The sequence below is a fragment of the Streptomyces sp. NPDC004838 genome (assembly GCF_053600955.1).
Map to the genome: position 1 here is coordinate 59953 of NZ_JBSGAW010000029.1, position 14859 is coordinate 74811.

The 14859-nt window shown below is 71.0% G+C and carries 13 protein-coding genes; 10 read left to right on the plus strand and 3 right to left on the minus strand.

The genetic code is table 11. The features are described from left to right. The first annotated feature begins 112 nt into the window (after positions 1 to 112). Both ACWEFL_RS28365 and ACWEFL_RS28370 read left to right on the plus strand, forming a co-directional pair. A complete protein-coding gene (locus ACWEFL_RS28365) occupies positions 113 to 1018 on the plus strand; it encodes an AraC family transcriptional regulator (RefSeq protein ID WP_451717642.1) in 906 nt (301 codons plus the stop codon). Between the two features lie 155 nt (positions 1019 to 1173). Further along, positions 1174 to 1815: a class I SAM-dependent methyltransferase gene (locus ACWEFL_RS28370; RefSeq protein ID WP_451717644.1), complete on the plus strand. Its 642-nt coding sequence runs from the start codon at positions 1174 to 1176 to the stop codon at positions 1813 to 1815. Here ACWEFL_RS28370 and ACWEFL_RS28375 read toward each other — a convergent pair. After that, positions 1767 to 2657 carry an AraC family transcriptional regulator gene (locus ACWEFL_RS28375; RefSeq protein ID WP_451717646.1) on the minus strand — a complete coding sequence of 297 codons (891 nt, stop codon included), beginning with the start codon at positions 2655 to 2657 and terminating at the stop codon, positions 1767 to 1769. The two genes, ACWEFL_RS28370 and ACWEFL_RS28375, sit on opposite strands and share 49 nt — an antisense overlap. Positions 2658 to 2851: 194 nt before the next feature. Here ACWEFL_RS28375 and ACWEFL_RS28380 point away from each other — a divergent pair, with 194 nt between their 5' ends. The 4 genes from ACWEFL_RS28380 to ACWEFL_RS28395 are packed head-to-tail and all read left to right on the plus strand — an operon-like array spanning position 2852 to position 7681. Continuing rightward, a complete protein-coding gene (locus ACWEFL_RS28380) occupies positions 2852 to 3394 on the plus strand; it encodes a (2Fe-2S)-binding protein (RefSeq protein ID WP_451717648.1) in 543 nt (180 codons plus the stop codon). Further along, positions 3391 to 4380 carry an FAD binding domain-containing protein gene (locus ACWEFL_RS28385; RefSeq protein WP_451717650.1) on the plus strand — a complete coding sequence of 330 codons (990 nt, stop codon included), beginning with the start codon at positions 3391 to 3393 and terminating at the stop codon, positions 4378 to 4380. Before ACWEFL_RS28380 ends, ACWEFL_RS28385 begins: the two co-directional genes overlap by 4 nt. Positions 4381 to 4419: 39 nt before the next feature. Further along, on the plus strand, positions 4420 to 6684 hold the full coding sequence (locus ACWEFL_RS28390; RefSeq protein ID WP_451717651.1) for a xanthine dehydrogenase family protein molybdopterin-binding subunit: 2265 nt from the start codon (positions 4420 to 4422) through the stop codon (positions 6682 to 6684). A gap of 13 nt (positions 6685 to 6697) precedes the next feature. Further along, positions 6698 to 7681 carry an XdhC family protein gene (locus ACWEFL_RS28395; RefSeq protein ID WP_451717653.1) on the plus strand — a complete coding sequence of 328 codons (984 nt, stop codon included), beginning with the start codon at positions 6698 to 6700 and terminating at the stop codon, positions 7679 to 7681. Between the two features lie 205 nt (positions 7682 to 7886). Here the strand turns inward: ACWEFL_RS28395 and ACWEFL_RS28400 are convergent, their stop codons facing one another. Then, on the minus strand, positions 7887 to 8327 hold the full coding sequence (locus ACWEFL_RS28400) for a VOC family protein (protein WP_451717654.1): 441 nt from the start codon (positions 8325 to 8327) through the stop codon (positions 7887 to 7889). 168 nt (positions 8328 to 8495) lie between these two features. Then, the gene (locus tag ACWEFL_RS28405) at positions 8496 to 9935 is read right to left on the minus strand and encodes an MFS transporter (protein ID WP_451717655.1); all 1440 of its coding nucleotides are present in this window, start codon (positions 9933 to 9935) and stop codon (positions 8496 to 8498) included. Positions 9936 to 10060: 125 nt separating this feature from the next. Between ACWEFL_RS28405 and ACWEFL_RS28410 the strand changes: the two genes are divergently transcribed. The 4 genes from ACWEFL_RS28410 to ACWEFL_RS28425 all read left to right on the plus strand — a co-directional run bounded on the left by ACWEFL_RS28410 (position 10061) and on the right by ACWEFL_RS28425 (position 14642). Continuing rightward, positions 10061 to 10834, plus strand: a complete 774-nt coding sequence (locus tag ACWEFL_RS28410; RefSeq protein ID WP_451717657.1) for a TetR/AcrR family transcriptional regulator C-terminal domain-containing protein — start codon at positions 10061 to 10063, stop codon at positions 10832 to 10834. A 730-nt stretch (positions 10835 to 11564) separates the two neighbouring features. Beyond that, positions 11565 to 11921 (plus strand): hypothetical protein, encoded by a 357-nt coding sequence (locus tag ACWEFL_RS28415; RefSeq protein ID WP_451717658.1) that lies wholly within the window; start codon positions 11565 to 11567, stop codon positions 11919 to 11921. A gap of 604 nt (positions 11922 to 12525) precedes the next feature. Beyond that, a complete protein-coding gene (locus ACWEFL_RS28420) occupies positions 12526 to 13257 on the plus strand; it encodes a dienelactone hydrolase family protein (RefSeq protein WP_451717660.1) in 732 nt (243 codons plus the stop codon). 404 nt (positions 13258 to 13661) lie between these two features. Continuing rightward, positions 13662 to 14642: a hypothetical protein gene (locus ACWEFL_RS28425; RefSeq protein WP_451717662.1), complete on the plus strand. Its 981-nt coding sequence runs from the start codon at positions 13662 to 13664 to the stop codon at positions 14640 to 14642. The last annotated feature ends 217 nt before the right edge of the window (positions 14643 to 14859 follow it).

Below are 14859 nucleotides of genomic sequence, written 5' to 3' on the forward strand. Positions count from 1 at the left end.
GTTTCCATTGAACCGCCTTGACCTGCGGAAACGTTAGAACGATGCTCGCTTGTACTTGCACGATCCTCGCAGGCACGGGAGTCACAGCGAAAAATGGTGGTGAAATGGACGCATGTACCTCGAGGAGCTCCGCACCTTGCTGGCCCGGCATGCCCGGCCCGACTGGACCACGGACATCGACGGCGTCCTCATCTCATCGGTCGACCGGCCCGATCCGCCGGCGCCCTCGATGTCCGGCACGGTGCTGGCGGTCATCGCCCAGGGCGCGAAACGCCTCGCCCTGGGCGACCGGGTGTACGAGTACGGCCCCGGGCAGTATCTGGTCGCGTCCGTCGATCTGCCCGTCACCGGGCAGTTCACCCAGGCCGCCCCCGAACAGCCGGCGCTGGGGTTCGGTCTCGTCCTGGAGCCGTCCGCCGTCGCCGAGTTGCTGTTGCTGGCCGGGCCCGGAGACGCTCCCCGCACCGGCGGGGGCGCACCGTCGGGGATCGCCGTCAGCAACGCTCCGGCCGCGCTGCTCGACGCGGTGGTCCGGATGCTGCGTCTGCTCGACGAGCCCCGCGACCGCGCCGTACTGGCCCCGCTGGTCAAACGGGAGATCCTGTGGCGGCTGATCACCGGCGAGCAGGGCGCGACGGTTCGCCAGCTCGGCCTCGCCGACAGCAGCCTCAGCCATGTCTCGCGGGCCGTGCGCTGGATCCGTGAGCACTACGCTCAGCCCTTCCGGGTCGAGGACGTGGCGCGTGTCTCCGGCATGGGCGTCTCCGCCTTCTACCGCAACTTCCAGGCGGTGACCGCGATGAGCCCCATCCAGTTCCAGAAGCAGATCCGGCTGCAGGAAGCCCGGCTGCTGCTCGCCACGCATCCGGGCGACGTGACCGGGGTCGGCCACCGCGTCGGGTATGACAACCCGTCACAGTTCAGCCGGGAGTACCGCCGCCAGTTCGGTGAGCCTCCCGGCCGGGACGCCGCCCGTCTGCGTCGGGCCGTAAGCGCCCCGGCGGGCGTCCTTCCCTGAGCCGGCCGGACCGCGGCGGAGGATCGTGCAAGGAGCGGCGAGGATCGTTCTACGGTTTTCGCAGGTCACGGCGGTTCAATGGGATCACCGGTTCTCCCGTGGAGCGGGAAGACGCCTGCCCGTCCGTTGATCCCACCCACCGCAAGGGTCACCGCATGAGTGAGACAGTGCTCTTCGCCCGCGAGTTCCTGCGCAGTCCGCTCCGGACGGCCTCCCTGATCCCGAGTTCGGCCCGTCTGGTGGAGCGGCTCGTCGCCGCCGTGCCGGAGCGGGGCGAGCCGGTGGTGGTGGAACTCGGTCCGGGCACCGGACCCGCCACCGAGGCGATCCAGCGCAGACTGGCAGGCCGCGGCCGTCACATCGCGATCGAACTCAACGAGCGGCTCGCCACCCATCTGGTTCAGCGGTTCCCCCGTGCCGAGACGGTCACCGGCTCCGCCTGGGAACTGCCTCGCATCCTCGCCGACCGGGGCCTGCGCACGGCGGACGTGGTGGTGAGCGGCCTCCCCTGGTCGGCGTTCACCGGCCCGCACGGCCGGGCCCTCGTACCGAGGATCGCCTCGGTACTGTCCGAGAGCGGTGTGTACACGCAGTTCACCTACGCCGGCGTGCACTGGGCCCCTCCGAGCCGGCGCCGGTTCGCACAGCTGCGGGAGGAGTTCGAGGAAGTGGTCGCGAGCAGGACGGTGTACCGCAACCTGCCTCCCGCTCTGGTGTACTCCGCCCGCAGGCCGCGTGTTCGGGCCGGTCAGTCCCTGTCGCCGGCCGTGCGCGCCGCGAACCGTATCGCGTCCTGACTGGGCGGCGCGCCGAAGAGGCGGCGGTACTCCCTGCTGAACTGGGACGGGCTGTCGTACCCCACACGGTTTCCGATATGCGCGATGTCCTTGGGATGTGCCGCCAGAAGAAGCCGGGCCTCATGGAGCCTGATTTTCTTCTGGAACTGGATGGGACTTATTCCGGTGACGGCCTGGAAATTCCGATAGAAGGCGGAAGTGCTCATTCCGATCAAATCCGCCACGTCTTCGACACGGAACGGTTCTCTGTAGTTCTCCCTGATCCATTGCACGGCTTTGGCGATATGGGAGAGTTTGCTGTCCGCCAGGCCGATCTGTCGAACCGTCGCGCCCTGCCGGCCGGTGATCAGACGCCACAGGATCTCGCGTTTGACGAGGGGGGCGAGCATGTCCCTGTCCCGTGGCTCGTCGAGCAGGCGCAGCAGTCGCACGGCGGCGTCGAGGAGTTCGTCGGAGGCGTCGCTGACGGCGAGGGCAGGGGGCGCGGCGCCGTTCTGCGGACAGCTGTCGTGAGCGGCCCGCAGCATCATCTCGGCGACGTCCGACGCCTGTAGGAGCAGGCCGAGACCCAGCGCAGGCCGCGTGGGCGTGGCGTCGACGAAGTGGCCGGTGACGGGCACGTCGACGGACGCGACCAGGTACTGCCCGGCACGGTACTCGTACACGTACTCGCCCAGCGCGAGACGTTTGGCGCCCTGGGCGATCAGTGCCATGACCGTTCCGGTCATGGACGCATGGGGTTCCTGCGACTCCTCACGGCCGATCAGCACGTCTTCGATGGCGGTCGTTCCGTCGGCTCGCGCGTGACGGGCCAGCAGAGTTCGGAGTTCGTCAAGCAGCATGCGCCGATTGAAGCATCGCGGGTGAGGAATGGTCCAGCGAACAAACCTCTCAGGCTCATTCGAAATCACCAAGAGGATCGTGCAAGGCTTCGCCGCTTTTGGGCAAAGAAATTCTCCGGCGGACTGGTTGAATGTCCGGAGTCTTTGAGGATCTTCTGTTCGGGGATCCGCCGCATCGAGGAGGGACAAGCGGTATGACGGACGGAACCCGCAGCGAGATCCGCCTTCGCGTCAATGGTCTGACGTACCGTCTGTCCGTCGACCATCGCAGGACCTTGCTCGACGCGCTCCGTGAGGACACGGGTCACACAGGGCCGAAGAAGGGCTGCGATCGCGGGCAGTGCGGCGCGTGCACGGTGCTTCTGGACGGACGGCGTGTGGTGTCCTGCCTGACGCTGGCGGTCGGCGCCGACGGCTCGGACGTCACGACGGTCGAGGGGCTCGCGGTCGACGGTGAACTGCGCCCGCTGCAGCAGGCGTTCGTACAGCTCGACGGTTTCCAGTGCGGGTACTGCACGCCCGGCCAGCTCTGCTCCGCGGTCGGGATGCTCGCCGAGCACGCGGCGGGCTGGCCCAGCGCGGTCACCGCCGACGTCTCCTCCGAGGGACCGCCGCCGGAGCTGGACGCCGAGGAGGTGCGCGAGCGCCTGAGCGGCAACCTGTGCCGGTGCGGCGCGTATCCGTCGATCGTGCGCGCCGTACTGGAGACGGCGTCCCGCGAGGAGGTGAGGGGATGAAGGAGTTCGGCTACCAGCGGCCCGGTCGGGTACGCGAGGCGCTTGCCGCGGTCGCCGGGGACGACGGCGCCCGGTTTCTCGGCGGTGGCACGAATCTCGTCGACCTGATGAAGGACGGCATCGAGACGCCCACCCGGCTGGTGGACGTGCGCCGGCTACCGCTGGACGGTGTGCGCGAGGCGCCCGACGGAGGACTCGTCGTCGGCGCGACGACGACCAACAGCGACCTGGCGGCCCATCCCGAGGTGCGCCGCCGGTACCCGGCCCTCAGCCAGGCCGTGCTGGCGGGCGCGTCGGGGCAGTTGCGGAACATGGCCACGGTGGGCGGCAACCTGATGCAGCGGACCCGGTGCGGCTACTTCGCGGACCGCTCTCAGCCGTGCAACAAGCGCAGCCCGGGCAGCGGCTGTTCCGCGATCGCCGGAGAGCACCACAACCACGCGATCCTCGGCTGGTCCGACCACTGTGTGGCCACCCATCCCTCGGACATGACCGTGGCCCTGGCCGCGTTCGACGCGATCGTCCACTACGAGACCCTGGACGCGAGCCACGAGATCCCGCTGTCCGAGTTCTACCTGCCCGTCGGCGACAGTCCGCAGCGGGAAACAGCGCTGCCCCCGGGTGCCCTGATCACCGCGATCACCCTGCCGGCAGCCGCGGCCGGCCCGCGATCGCGCTACCGCAAAGTCCGCGAGCGCGCGTCCTACGCCTTCGCCAACGTGTCCGTCGCGGCCTCGCTGGACGTACACGAGGGCATCGTCCGAGGCGCCCGGATCGCGCTCGGCGGCCTCGCCTCACGGCCCTGGCGGGCCCAGGTCGCCGAGACCGCCCTGCGGGACGCCCCCGCCACGGCCGACAGCTTCCGGGCCGCAGCGGACGCGGAACTCGCCGCCGCTCGGCCGCTGCGCGACAACGCGTACAAGGTCACGCTCACCCGCAACCTGATCGAGGCCGTCCTGACCGAACTCCCCCACCGGTCCGTGTGACGAACCGGTCCCGTCACACGTCCTGAAGGAGATCGACGCATGAACGCGTCCTCGACCAGCCCATCCCCGGCGGCACCGGCCGGACACCCGGCCATCGGGCCGAGCACGGCCGGAACCTCTCCCCCGTCCGCCGACCCGGGGGAACCGCCACCGGGAGCCGTTGGCACGGCGCGGGCCCGTATCGAGGGTCCGGCCAAGGTCACCGGCGCGGTGCGCTACGCCGCGGACGAGCCGACGAGCGACCTGGCCCACGGCTGTGTCGTCACCTCCACGGTGACCCGCGGACGCGTCCGCGAGATCGACGCCCGTGCCGCACTGGCCATGCCCGGCGTGCTGGGGGTGATCGACCACCGCAACGCGCCCCGGCTGAACCTGGAGGCAGGATCGTTCTTCGGGCCGGACGGTGGCATGCACCTGCTCCAGAACGACGGGATACCCCACTCCGGCCGGCCGATCGCGCTGGTGGTGGCGGAGACCGCGGAGCAGGCCAGGTCGGCTGCCATGGCGCTGCGGGTCACGTATGACGAGGAGCCGTACGACGTCGATTTCTCACTGGAGCACCCGGCCGCCCGGCCGGCGACGTCGTTCTTCGGGGAGGACGCCACCGTCGGTGACGTGGACGAGGAACTGGCCGCGAGCGCGGTGGTCGTCGACCAGCGCTACGTCACCCCCGAGGCGCACGGTGCCGCCATGGAGCCGCACTCCGCGACCGCCTGGTGGGAAGGCGGGCGCCTGCAGATCGTCGACTCCAACCAGGGGCCCTTCCTGGTCGCCATGACGGTGGCCACGCTCTTCCGTCTCGACCCGAAGCGGGTGCGCGTCCGATCCCCGCACGTCGGTGGCGGCTTCGGGTCCAAATCAGGCGGGTGCGGCCCCCAGCTGGTCCTGGCGGTGATGGCCACGACGATGTTCGACCGTCCCGTACGCGTCACCCTGACCCGGAGCCAGGTGTTCCAGACCGTCTCGATGCGGCCGGCGACCGACCAGCGAGTACGGATCGGGGCCGATGCCGACGGCCGGCTGCGCGCCGTCGACCACACAGCGGCCTTCGAGGTCTCGAAGCTCGCGGACTACCTGGAGAACTGCACCGAACTGACCAACGTGCTCTACGCGGCACATGCGATCCGCACGCGGCGCACCGCGGTCCCGGTCGACATCCTGCCGCCGTACTCGGTGCGGGGGCCCGGCGCGACACCCGGTTCGTTCGCGCTCGAATCCGCCATGGACGAAGTGGCGGAACGGCTGCGCATGGACCCCCTTGAGCTCCGGTTGCGCAACGAGCCTTCCGTCGGCCCCGTGTCCGGCCTGCCGTTCAGCCGCCGGAACCTCGTCGCGTGTCTGAGGGAGGGTGCCCGCCGGTTCGGCTGGGCCACACGCGATGGCCGCCCGCGGACGCGGAGGGAGGGACGTCTGCTCGTCGGCACCGGGATGGCGGCCACGTCCTTCGGCGCGGGGGCGCTCCCGTCGACGGCGTCGATCACCGCCGAGGCCGACGGGTCCTTCACCGTGGCCGTCGGCGCCAGCGACATCGGCACGGGCGCACGCACCGCGTTGACGGCGGTGGCGGCCGAGGCGCTGCGCGTGAGTCCCGAACGGATACGGCTGCTGATCGCGGACAGCGACCTCGGTCCCGCGTGGAGCGCCGGCGGGTCCCGGGGGACGGCATCCTGGTCCTGGGCGATCACCGAGGCCGCGGCCAGGATGCGCTCCCGGCTCGGCGGCGCCACGCTGCCGCTGACCGTCACATTCGACACCACCGAGTCGCTCGGTGAGGTTCCCCTCATGGAACGGCACTCCTACAGTGCCGTGTTCTGCGAGGTGACCGTCGATCCGGCGACCGGCGAGCTGCGTGTGCGGCGGCTCTTGGGGATGTTCGCCGTGGGCCGCGTGATCAATCCGCTGCTCGCACGCAGTCAGCTCGTCGGGGGCATGATCATGGGGCTGTCGACGGCCCTGCACGAGGAAGGCGTCCGTGACGCGGCCTCCGGCCGCCATGTCAACGGGGATTTCGCCGGCTACCACATCGCCGCACACGCCGACGTCCCCGACATCGAAGCCGACTTCGTACCCGACTACGAACCCGGCGACCCGTCAGGCATCAAAGGTGTCGGCGAGATCGGGACCGTCGGCACCGCCGCCGCGATCGCGAACGCCGTCTGGCACGCCACCGGCCGCCGCCAGCGGACCCTGCCCATCCGTCCGGACCGCGTGATCGAGGAGCGACCCGAGCCCGTGAGCCGTCCTCGGGAAGAGACTCGCGGGCCGGTGCCGCTGCCGTCGCCGCCCGGCCGGGCCGGGAACTGAACTGGAGGTACGCGTGCTACGTGAGGTGTGGCCCTTCGTCGACGCCCACCGCCGGGCGGGCCGGCCCGTCGCGCTGGCCCGGCTGGTGGGCCGTGACGGTCCCGGATCACGACCGCTCGGCGCGACCATGGCGGTCGCCGGGGACGGACGGTGGCGCGGCTCGCTGTCGGGCGGCTGCGTCGAGGGCATCGTCCTGGAGGCAGCCCGCGCCGTCCTGGTAGGGGCCGCGTCCCAGGTGACCGCGGTGTCGCCCGGGGACGACCTGCTGCCCTGGGAGGACGCTCCCGCCTGCGCCGGCGAACTGCGAGTCCTCATCGCTCCCGCGCCGCCCGATCCGGTGCACTCCGCCATCACCAGGGCCCTGGCCGAGGACCGTCCGCTCATGGTGCGGGTCGGACTGAGGCCGCCCCACCGCTGGTCGACGGCGGCCACCGTCGGCCAACTGCCCGACACGGGACCCGCGTTCACCGAGGAGCTGACGGTTCGGCCACGGCTGCTGCTGGTCGGCGCGACGGATCTCGCCGCGGTCCTGGCCACCCTGGCCGGACCCCTGCACCGCAGGGTCGTCGTCCTCGACCCGCGGCCCGGTCACATCGCCTCCGGGGCCTTCAACGACACCGCCGAGGTCGTCCGTGCCTGGCCCGACGAGTGGATCGCCCGCCATCCGCTCGGCATACGCGACGCGGTCGTCACACTCAGCCATGACCCGCGTATCGACGACCGCGCTCTTCGCGCCGCTCTGGCGGGCCCCGCCGAGTACGTCGCCGCGCTCGGCAGCCGGGCCACCCACGCACAACGCCTGCGACGCCTGGCCGACGCCCCCGGACTCGACCGGCTGACCGGCCCGGCGGGCCTCGACCTCGGCGGACCGTCACTCGCCGAGAGCGCGCTGTCGATCCTCGCCGAACTCGTCGCGGTGGAGAACGGGCGCGGCGGGCGGCGTCTGCGCGACGGCGACCTGCCCATCCGGGCCACCACCGCCACGGCGGCCGCCTGACGCGGGTTTCACCAGTTCGGAGGACGGCGTGGGGCGGTCGGCCTTCGTCCGTCGTCTCGCCGGCCGCGTTCCGCGGGGTGTACGCACGTCACGGCCGGGGCCCGGTGTGCGCGATGCGCCGGGGCCAGGGTCGTACGGCGACCGGTCGCGAGCCGTTGTTCGGCATGGGTGGAAGCCGCCTGGATCGGGCCGCCGTAACCTGCCTTCAGCCGAGCCGCTCGGCCAGTCCGACGACGATGCCCTCGGGGCCGCGGACGTAGCAGAGCCGATAGCTGTCCTCGCACCGCGCCAGTTCGCCGACGAGGCCGGCGCCGTGGGTGAGCAGGCGGGCGACGACGTCGTCGAGGTCGTCGACGGCGAACATGACGCGACGCATGCCCAGGGTGTTCGCCGGCGCGTCCTTCGGCTCGGCGCCGATCGCCTTCGGGGTGTGGAACATCGCCAGCTCGATCCGGCCGTGGCCGTCCGGTGTCCGCAGCATCGCGATGTCCTGCCGGACGCCGTCGAGCCCGATGACCCGCTCCACCCAGCGCCCCTCGATCGGCATCCGGCCCTCCAGCTCCATGCCGAGTTCGACGAAGAAGGAAATCGCGGCGTCGAGGTCGTCGACGACGATGAGGACATTGTCCATCCGCTGGATCGTCATGCTGCACTCCTTGTGTCGTACGGCCGGACGGCCGCATCCGCACCCTGGGACGGAGCCGCCGAGCCGTTCTCGACATCCTCGGCCCCGTCTCCTTCGACGGGTGACCCGCGCCGCGCGAACGTCGACGGCGCGTCCTCGAGGCTCGGTATCCACCGGGAGCCGGGCTCCTCAAGGGTGGGCGGACTCCGTGCGGGCGCGCGGTGAGAGCACCGCGGCGAGAAGGGCGGTGGCCAGCAGGATGCCGCAGACGACGGCGAGCGCGGTGGTGTAGCCGTGGACGGCGGCCCGCGTGCGGGCGTCCTGCCCCGCGGTGGCGAGGTAGGTCGCGGTGGCGCTCGCGGCGACGGTGTTGAACAGTGCGGTGCCGAGCGCGGCGCCCAGCTGCTGGGAGGCGTTGTAGGCCGCGGCGGCGGTTCCGATGTCGGAGCCGGGCAGGCCGGCGGTGGCCAGGCCGGCGGTGGAGGCGAGGATGCAGCCGAGGCCGAGTCCGGTGAGCACCAGGGCCGGGGTCAGGTACAGAGGCAGGACGTGGGTGGTCTCGGCGGTCAGCCGGGTCAGTACGTACACCCCGGCCGCGGAGAGGATCAGGCTGGTGACGATGAGCATGCCGGGTTTGACGCGCCCGTACAGCCTTCCGGCCGCCGTGGACCCGGCGATGGCGGCTATGGCGTTGATGAGCAGCGTCAGGCCCGTCTGGACGGGGGTGTAGCCCAGCACGGTCTGGGCGTAGTAGCTCATGAACAGGTAGAAGCCGAACACGGCCACGAACATCAGGGCGATGGAGGTGAAGGCGGCGGCCCGCGTACGGTCCAGGAGCATGTGCAGCGGCAGCAGGGGCCGGGGGGAGCGCGCTTCGACGGCGCAGAACGCGGCGAGCAGCAGGAGACCGCCGGCGAGCAGGGTCAGTACGACGGGTGAGCCCCAGCCGCGCGGTTCGGCCTCGTTGCAGGCGTACACCACGGCCGCGAACCCCGCGGCGCTCAGCAGCGCGCCGGGCACGTCCAGCCGCCCGGCGCGGGTCGGCCGGTCCTTGGGCACCAGGGTCGTGCCGAGCGCGGCCAGCAGCGCGACGGGGACGTTGACGTAGAGGCACCAGCGCCAGTCGGCGTACTCGGTCAGGACTCCGCCGGCGATCAGCCCGACGGCCGACCCCGCGGCGCCGACGGCCGCGAACACCCCGAACGCCCGCCCGCGCTCGCGCTCCCGCGTGAACGTCAAGGTCAGCAGGGAGAGGCCCGCAGGGGCGAGGAGGGCGGCGAAGGCCCCCTGCAGCGCCCGCGCCCCGAACAGCATCCCCGAGTTCACCGCGGCTCCGCCCAGCGCCGACGCGGCGGCGAACCCGATCAGGCCGGCGGCGAAGGCGCGCCGGTGGCCGAGCGCGCCGCTGAGCCTGCCGCCGATGAGCAGCAGCCCGCCGAAGGCCAGCAGGTAGGCGGTGACCACCCAGTGCCGGCTCCCGTCGGACATGCCCAGGTCCGCCTGCGCCGAGGGGAGCGCGATGTTCACGATCGTGCCGTCCAGGACGACCAGGAGCTGGGCGGCACTCACCGTCGGCAGCACCCACCCCCCGCGCCCGCGTACCGCCTTGCTTGCCGTGCTGGTCTCCATCAGTCCTCACACACCTCTAGCCTCGAACACCGGTAGCTACACCTAACAGCGTTAGATGCGCCGAACAGCGTACTAGACTCGGGGCAGCGGTCGGCCGGCCGCGCGATCCGGTGGGGAGTGCACACGTGGCGAGCGGCGAACGAGGCGAACCGGCGGACGAGGAGGTGCGCAGCTTCTGGCTGCGCCCGCAGCGCGAGCCCCGCGGCGAGCAGCCTCTGACCCGCGGCCGCATCGTCGGCACCGCCCTCGCCCTCCTGGACGAGGAGGGCATCGACGGGCTCACCATGCGCCGCCTCGCCCAGCGGCTCTCCATCTCCGCCCCCTCGCTGTACTGGCACGTCCAGACCAAGGACGACGTGCTCGACCTCGCGGTCGACGCGGTCTTCACGGAGGTGTCCACGCCACCGCCCGGCGCCGGGCGGGACTGGCGCGGGGACGTCACCGCGCTGATGCGCGCATGGCGGGCCGCGCTGCTGCGGCACCCCTGGGCCACGGCCGTCCCCGCCCGCCGACGGCCGGCCATCGGCCCGGCCTTCCTGTCGGGGATGGAGTACCTGCAGGCCACGCTCGCGCGCGCCGGATTCAGCGGGAAGGCTCTCTCCGCCGCCACCTGGGCCCTCTACAACCACGTCATGGGCTCGACCTCCACCCAGTCCGCGCTGCGCATCACGGACGCGGAGCGGCGGGCGGGCCAGGAGCGGCTGCACGCAGCTCGGGACCGCTACCCCACGCTGGCCGCCAACGGCTACCTGTACGACGACGACTGGGACGGCAGCTTCACCGACGGCCTGGAGTACCTCCTCGACGGCCTCCAGGCACAGTTGACCGTACGGCCCCCCGCGCCGGAACCCGGCCTCTCCACCCGGGAAGCGGAGGGCGAGGAGTCCCCCTCCGTCTGACACCTCACCGCGCGGAGCGCGCAGGCAGCGCAGACCACGCAGACAGCGGCGGCCGACGCCTGGTAGGCCCACCCGGGTGTCGTCCTGGCAGCCCGGCCGCATGCGCGTCGATGAGGGCCGGATCGACGGCGTTGGCCGGTTCGGCGTTCGTCCTCCAGATCCGAACGCCTTCCGGGGACCGCACCGACACGACCTCGTTCAGGTCTCGGCATGCGTCAACTCCCGGCCCCTCGACGGCACTGGAGAGATCACACAGGGCTCCGCAGTCGCGGGCAGGGCGATCGGCCCTCACCTCTGGGCCGCGGCAGGGGGCTGGGACCTGGATGCGGGGATCACACGAGGCATCTTAACATTCTCGCGACACGCAAACGAGCAACGTAACGTCAGTTTCACGGGCCGGGCACCCCGACTCCGCATCCCCCGCAGGAGGTCGCCGCCCGCCGGGCGCTCCCCGAAACCCGGACGCTCCCAGGGGGTTGACACGGCTTTAACAGACTGCTGATATGTGACTTGATTATGTAAATACTCCGGGCCGGCTCGGCGGAACGTCCGCCGGGTCTCGCCAGGTGCGATTCCAACGGCGTTTTCCTGCGTACAGCGGGAGTTCTTCGGTCCACACCACCCCTGCGGGCCGATCCTGGGCGCCACGGGAATAGGGGCTGTCTCCGGTGCCTACGAACCAGCGCGATATGCACGAGCCCGATTCTGATCGGGCGAGAAGGGCGGTAGCATGGACGACCGTTTTCTCGTTGGGAATTACGCCGACCGGGCGGCGGACGAAGGAGTCGCCGACCGCCGGGGCTTCGGTTCCGACCTGCGCTCGGCCGATGTCGAGCCCTGGGCGCGGGTCGGCGACCGGGCGAAGGGCGCGATCGCGCACCTCGACGGGCGGGGCGACTGGTTCACCCCGTACATTCTCGAACCGGCCGCCGATGCGAGCGCCTACCGGCAGCACCACAGGTACAAGGGGGTGTCCCACGTCCGAAGCGGGCACGGATCCACCGAGGTCGAAGCCCGGGGAGGGAAGCACGGCTTCGAGCGGGGCGAGGGCAGCCTGTTCGCGCCTCCGGCGAACGCCTGGCCGTGACGTTCGACGGCATCCGTTGCCCGGTGGCCCATGAGCGGAAGACACGGTCCAGCGAGGTCGATGTGAACGCAAGGACGGCGGCCTGCGTTTTTCCACGGGGAAAGAGGGTCCGCGGATCCTCACGATATTCGCCGGAGAAATCGCGTCGCGAGGCATCCCGCTCGCATCCCGATTCGCGAGCGGGTGGGAGCGGATGAAGAATATCTCGCACTGACACTTGCTCTGTCCCGAAGGCGGGCACCCGGCCACAAGCCGAATGGCCATGGTGCGGCAGGCGGTGGACCCATTGTGGTGGAAATCCAGTGGCCGCTGACCCTGCTTCTGTCGCTTCGCGTGGTGGTCGACCGGCTTCTCGATGCCGGTCAGGACGACGCGGACCTCGGCTGGGAACTCGTCGGCGCCGGCTGTCCGGACAAGCGGTTCGGCGTCGGTGTTCCCGGCTGCGACGCGCCGGGCGCAACCGGGGCCGCCGTGTCGACCAGGTCGGCGCTCATCGGCAGCAGCTCCCCGACGTCACGGCTCGGGCGGCACCGTACACACCCATGGAGACGGCCGGGCACCGGTACTCCCGGCCTCTCCGTCATCTCCCGAAAGGACTCGGCGAATGACCACAAGGGATCTCGACTACTCCCACGGCTCGCTGGCACTGCGCGGTTTCCTCTCCTTCGACGAGAACGCCGCGGGGCCGCGGCCGGGCGTGATCGTCGTCTCGGACGCCTTCGGCCTGGGTGAGCAGGCGAAGTCCCGCGCGCGCATGCTGAGCGAACTCGGTTATGTGGCGCTGGCGATCGACATGTACGGCCACGGCCTCCATGTCTCGACGCTGCCCGAGGGGATGGCACTGGTCACGGACCTCAGAGAGGACCCCGGCAGGCTCCGGGAGCGGGCCGCGGCCGGCCTGTCGGCTTTGGCGTCGCTGCCCCAGGTCGACCCCGGCCGGCTGGGAGCGATCGGCTTCTGCTTCGGCGGAACCGTCGCGCTGGAGCTGGCGCGCGCCGGTGCGGAGTTGGGCGCTGTCGTGAGTTTCCACGGCAACCTTGGGACGGACCGTCCCGCCGAGCCCGGGGTGGTGCGGGCGCGGGTACTCGTCTGCCACGGCGCCGATGACCCCATCGTTCCCCCCGCCACCGTCGTGGCGTTCGAGGACGAGATGAGACATGCAGGGGTGGACTGGCAGCTCATCAGCTACGGCGGAGCGAAGCACAGCTTCACCAACCCGGCTTCGGACCACTACGGGAAGCCGGAGGTCGGATACCACAAGCTCGCCGACCAGCGGTCGTGGGCAGCCATGAGCGCGCACTTCCAGGAAGCCTTCGACACCGAGGCGGGACGGTGACGGGAGCACTGCCCCGCTTCCCGTCGACGGTCCCGCTATCCGGTCCGGACTCCATGGTGGGGGTGACGGCAAGCAGCCGACGGCGCAGCGACTCGCCCTGACGCGACACATGCGACGCGGGTGAGTACGCGCGGAGCACCCCGGCGGTACCGGCCCGGCCGCCGCGCCGACCCGGCGAGCTGATCGGCGAGCGGGAACGACGAGCGGGAACGACGAGGTGGCGCCACCGGAAACGGGCGGCCGTGCGCCGACGGCATACACGGACGGGCTTCGTGGCCGGCGGCGTCCGGCCCCGACCGAATCCAGTCACCAATCAGAACGAGAGGACTCGACCCGATGGAAGATCGCCGAAGAACGGCAGGCACCTCATACGGTGCACGGACCAGGGCGGCGGGCGAAGCACGATGACACTTCTGCTGCGAAACGACGAGGTGTTGAAGCTGATGGACCTCCCGACGGCGATGGAGGTCATTCGAGCAGCGGCGAATGCTCAAGCCAAGGATCAGATCGACGCCAAGGCCCCCATGATGCTCCCCATGGCGAACAGCGCCCTGCGTGTCGTCCTCGGAGCGGTCGGTGAGCCGAGGCGGTCGGGCGCCCGGGTGAATCCCGCCGGCCGGGGCTACGCCAAAACCGTGCCCGCCATCGCCACCGTCTACGACGAGCCGACCGGTGAGCTGCTGGCGGTGATGTCCTACCCGTTCGGCCCACTGCGCATCAGCGCCACGATGGCCCTGGCGACGGAACTGCTCGCGCCCGCCGGTGCTGACACGATCGGGGTGATCGGCAGCGGACACAACCTGCGCTCGGTCCTCGCCGCCGTCGCGGGGCAGCGTCCCGTCTCCGAGATCCGGGTCTTCAGCCGTACGGCGTCACGACGCACGGCGTTCGCCGAGGAGGTCTCCGCGCAACTCGGCATCACGGTCAGGGCTGTCGACTCGGCCGCCCTCGCCGTCGGCGACGCACCGATCGTGCTCGTCGGCACGTCGTCCCTCGAACCGGTCCTGCACGGCGATCTGATGACGGGCACGGGCTCGCTTCTGCTCAGCTATGGGCATCCGAACGAGATCGATCCGTCGGTGCACACGGCGGCCGACAAGATCGTCGTCGGCTCGAAGACCCATGAACGAGGTTGGGTCGACCCCTGGCTCCCCGATGACCGCGGTCACCCCCTGCTGAAGCTCACCGAGGCAGGGGCTCTCGACTGGGAGAGCGTCTCAGAGCTCGGCGACATCACCTCCGGCAAGGCGCCCGGCCGGACGTCGAAGGACGAACGGATCGTGTTCAAGGATTCCGAGGGCGGCTTCTGGGACATCGCCCTCGCGTCCGCGATCCACGACAGGGCCCGCTCTCGGGGTCTCGGCACCGACTTCCTGTTCGCCTGATCCAAGGCGCGCAAGGACGTAGGCGACGGGTCGCGCAGGCCACCCGCAACCACATCGAATCCGGCGCGTGGCACAGAGAGACCGCCACGCGCCGCGGCCCCAGGGGATCGGTCTGGACTGCTCCACGCCCCTGAGGGCCATCCCGTCATCCGCGGCGGATCAGCGCACGGCGTCGGACGCGGCGCACCACAGGGCGAAGGGTCGCCCTCGTACGGGA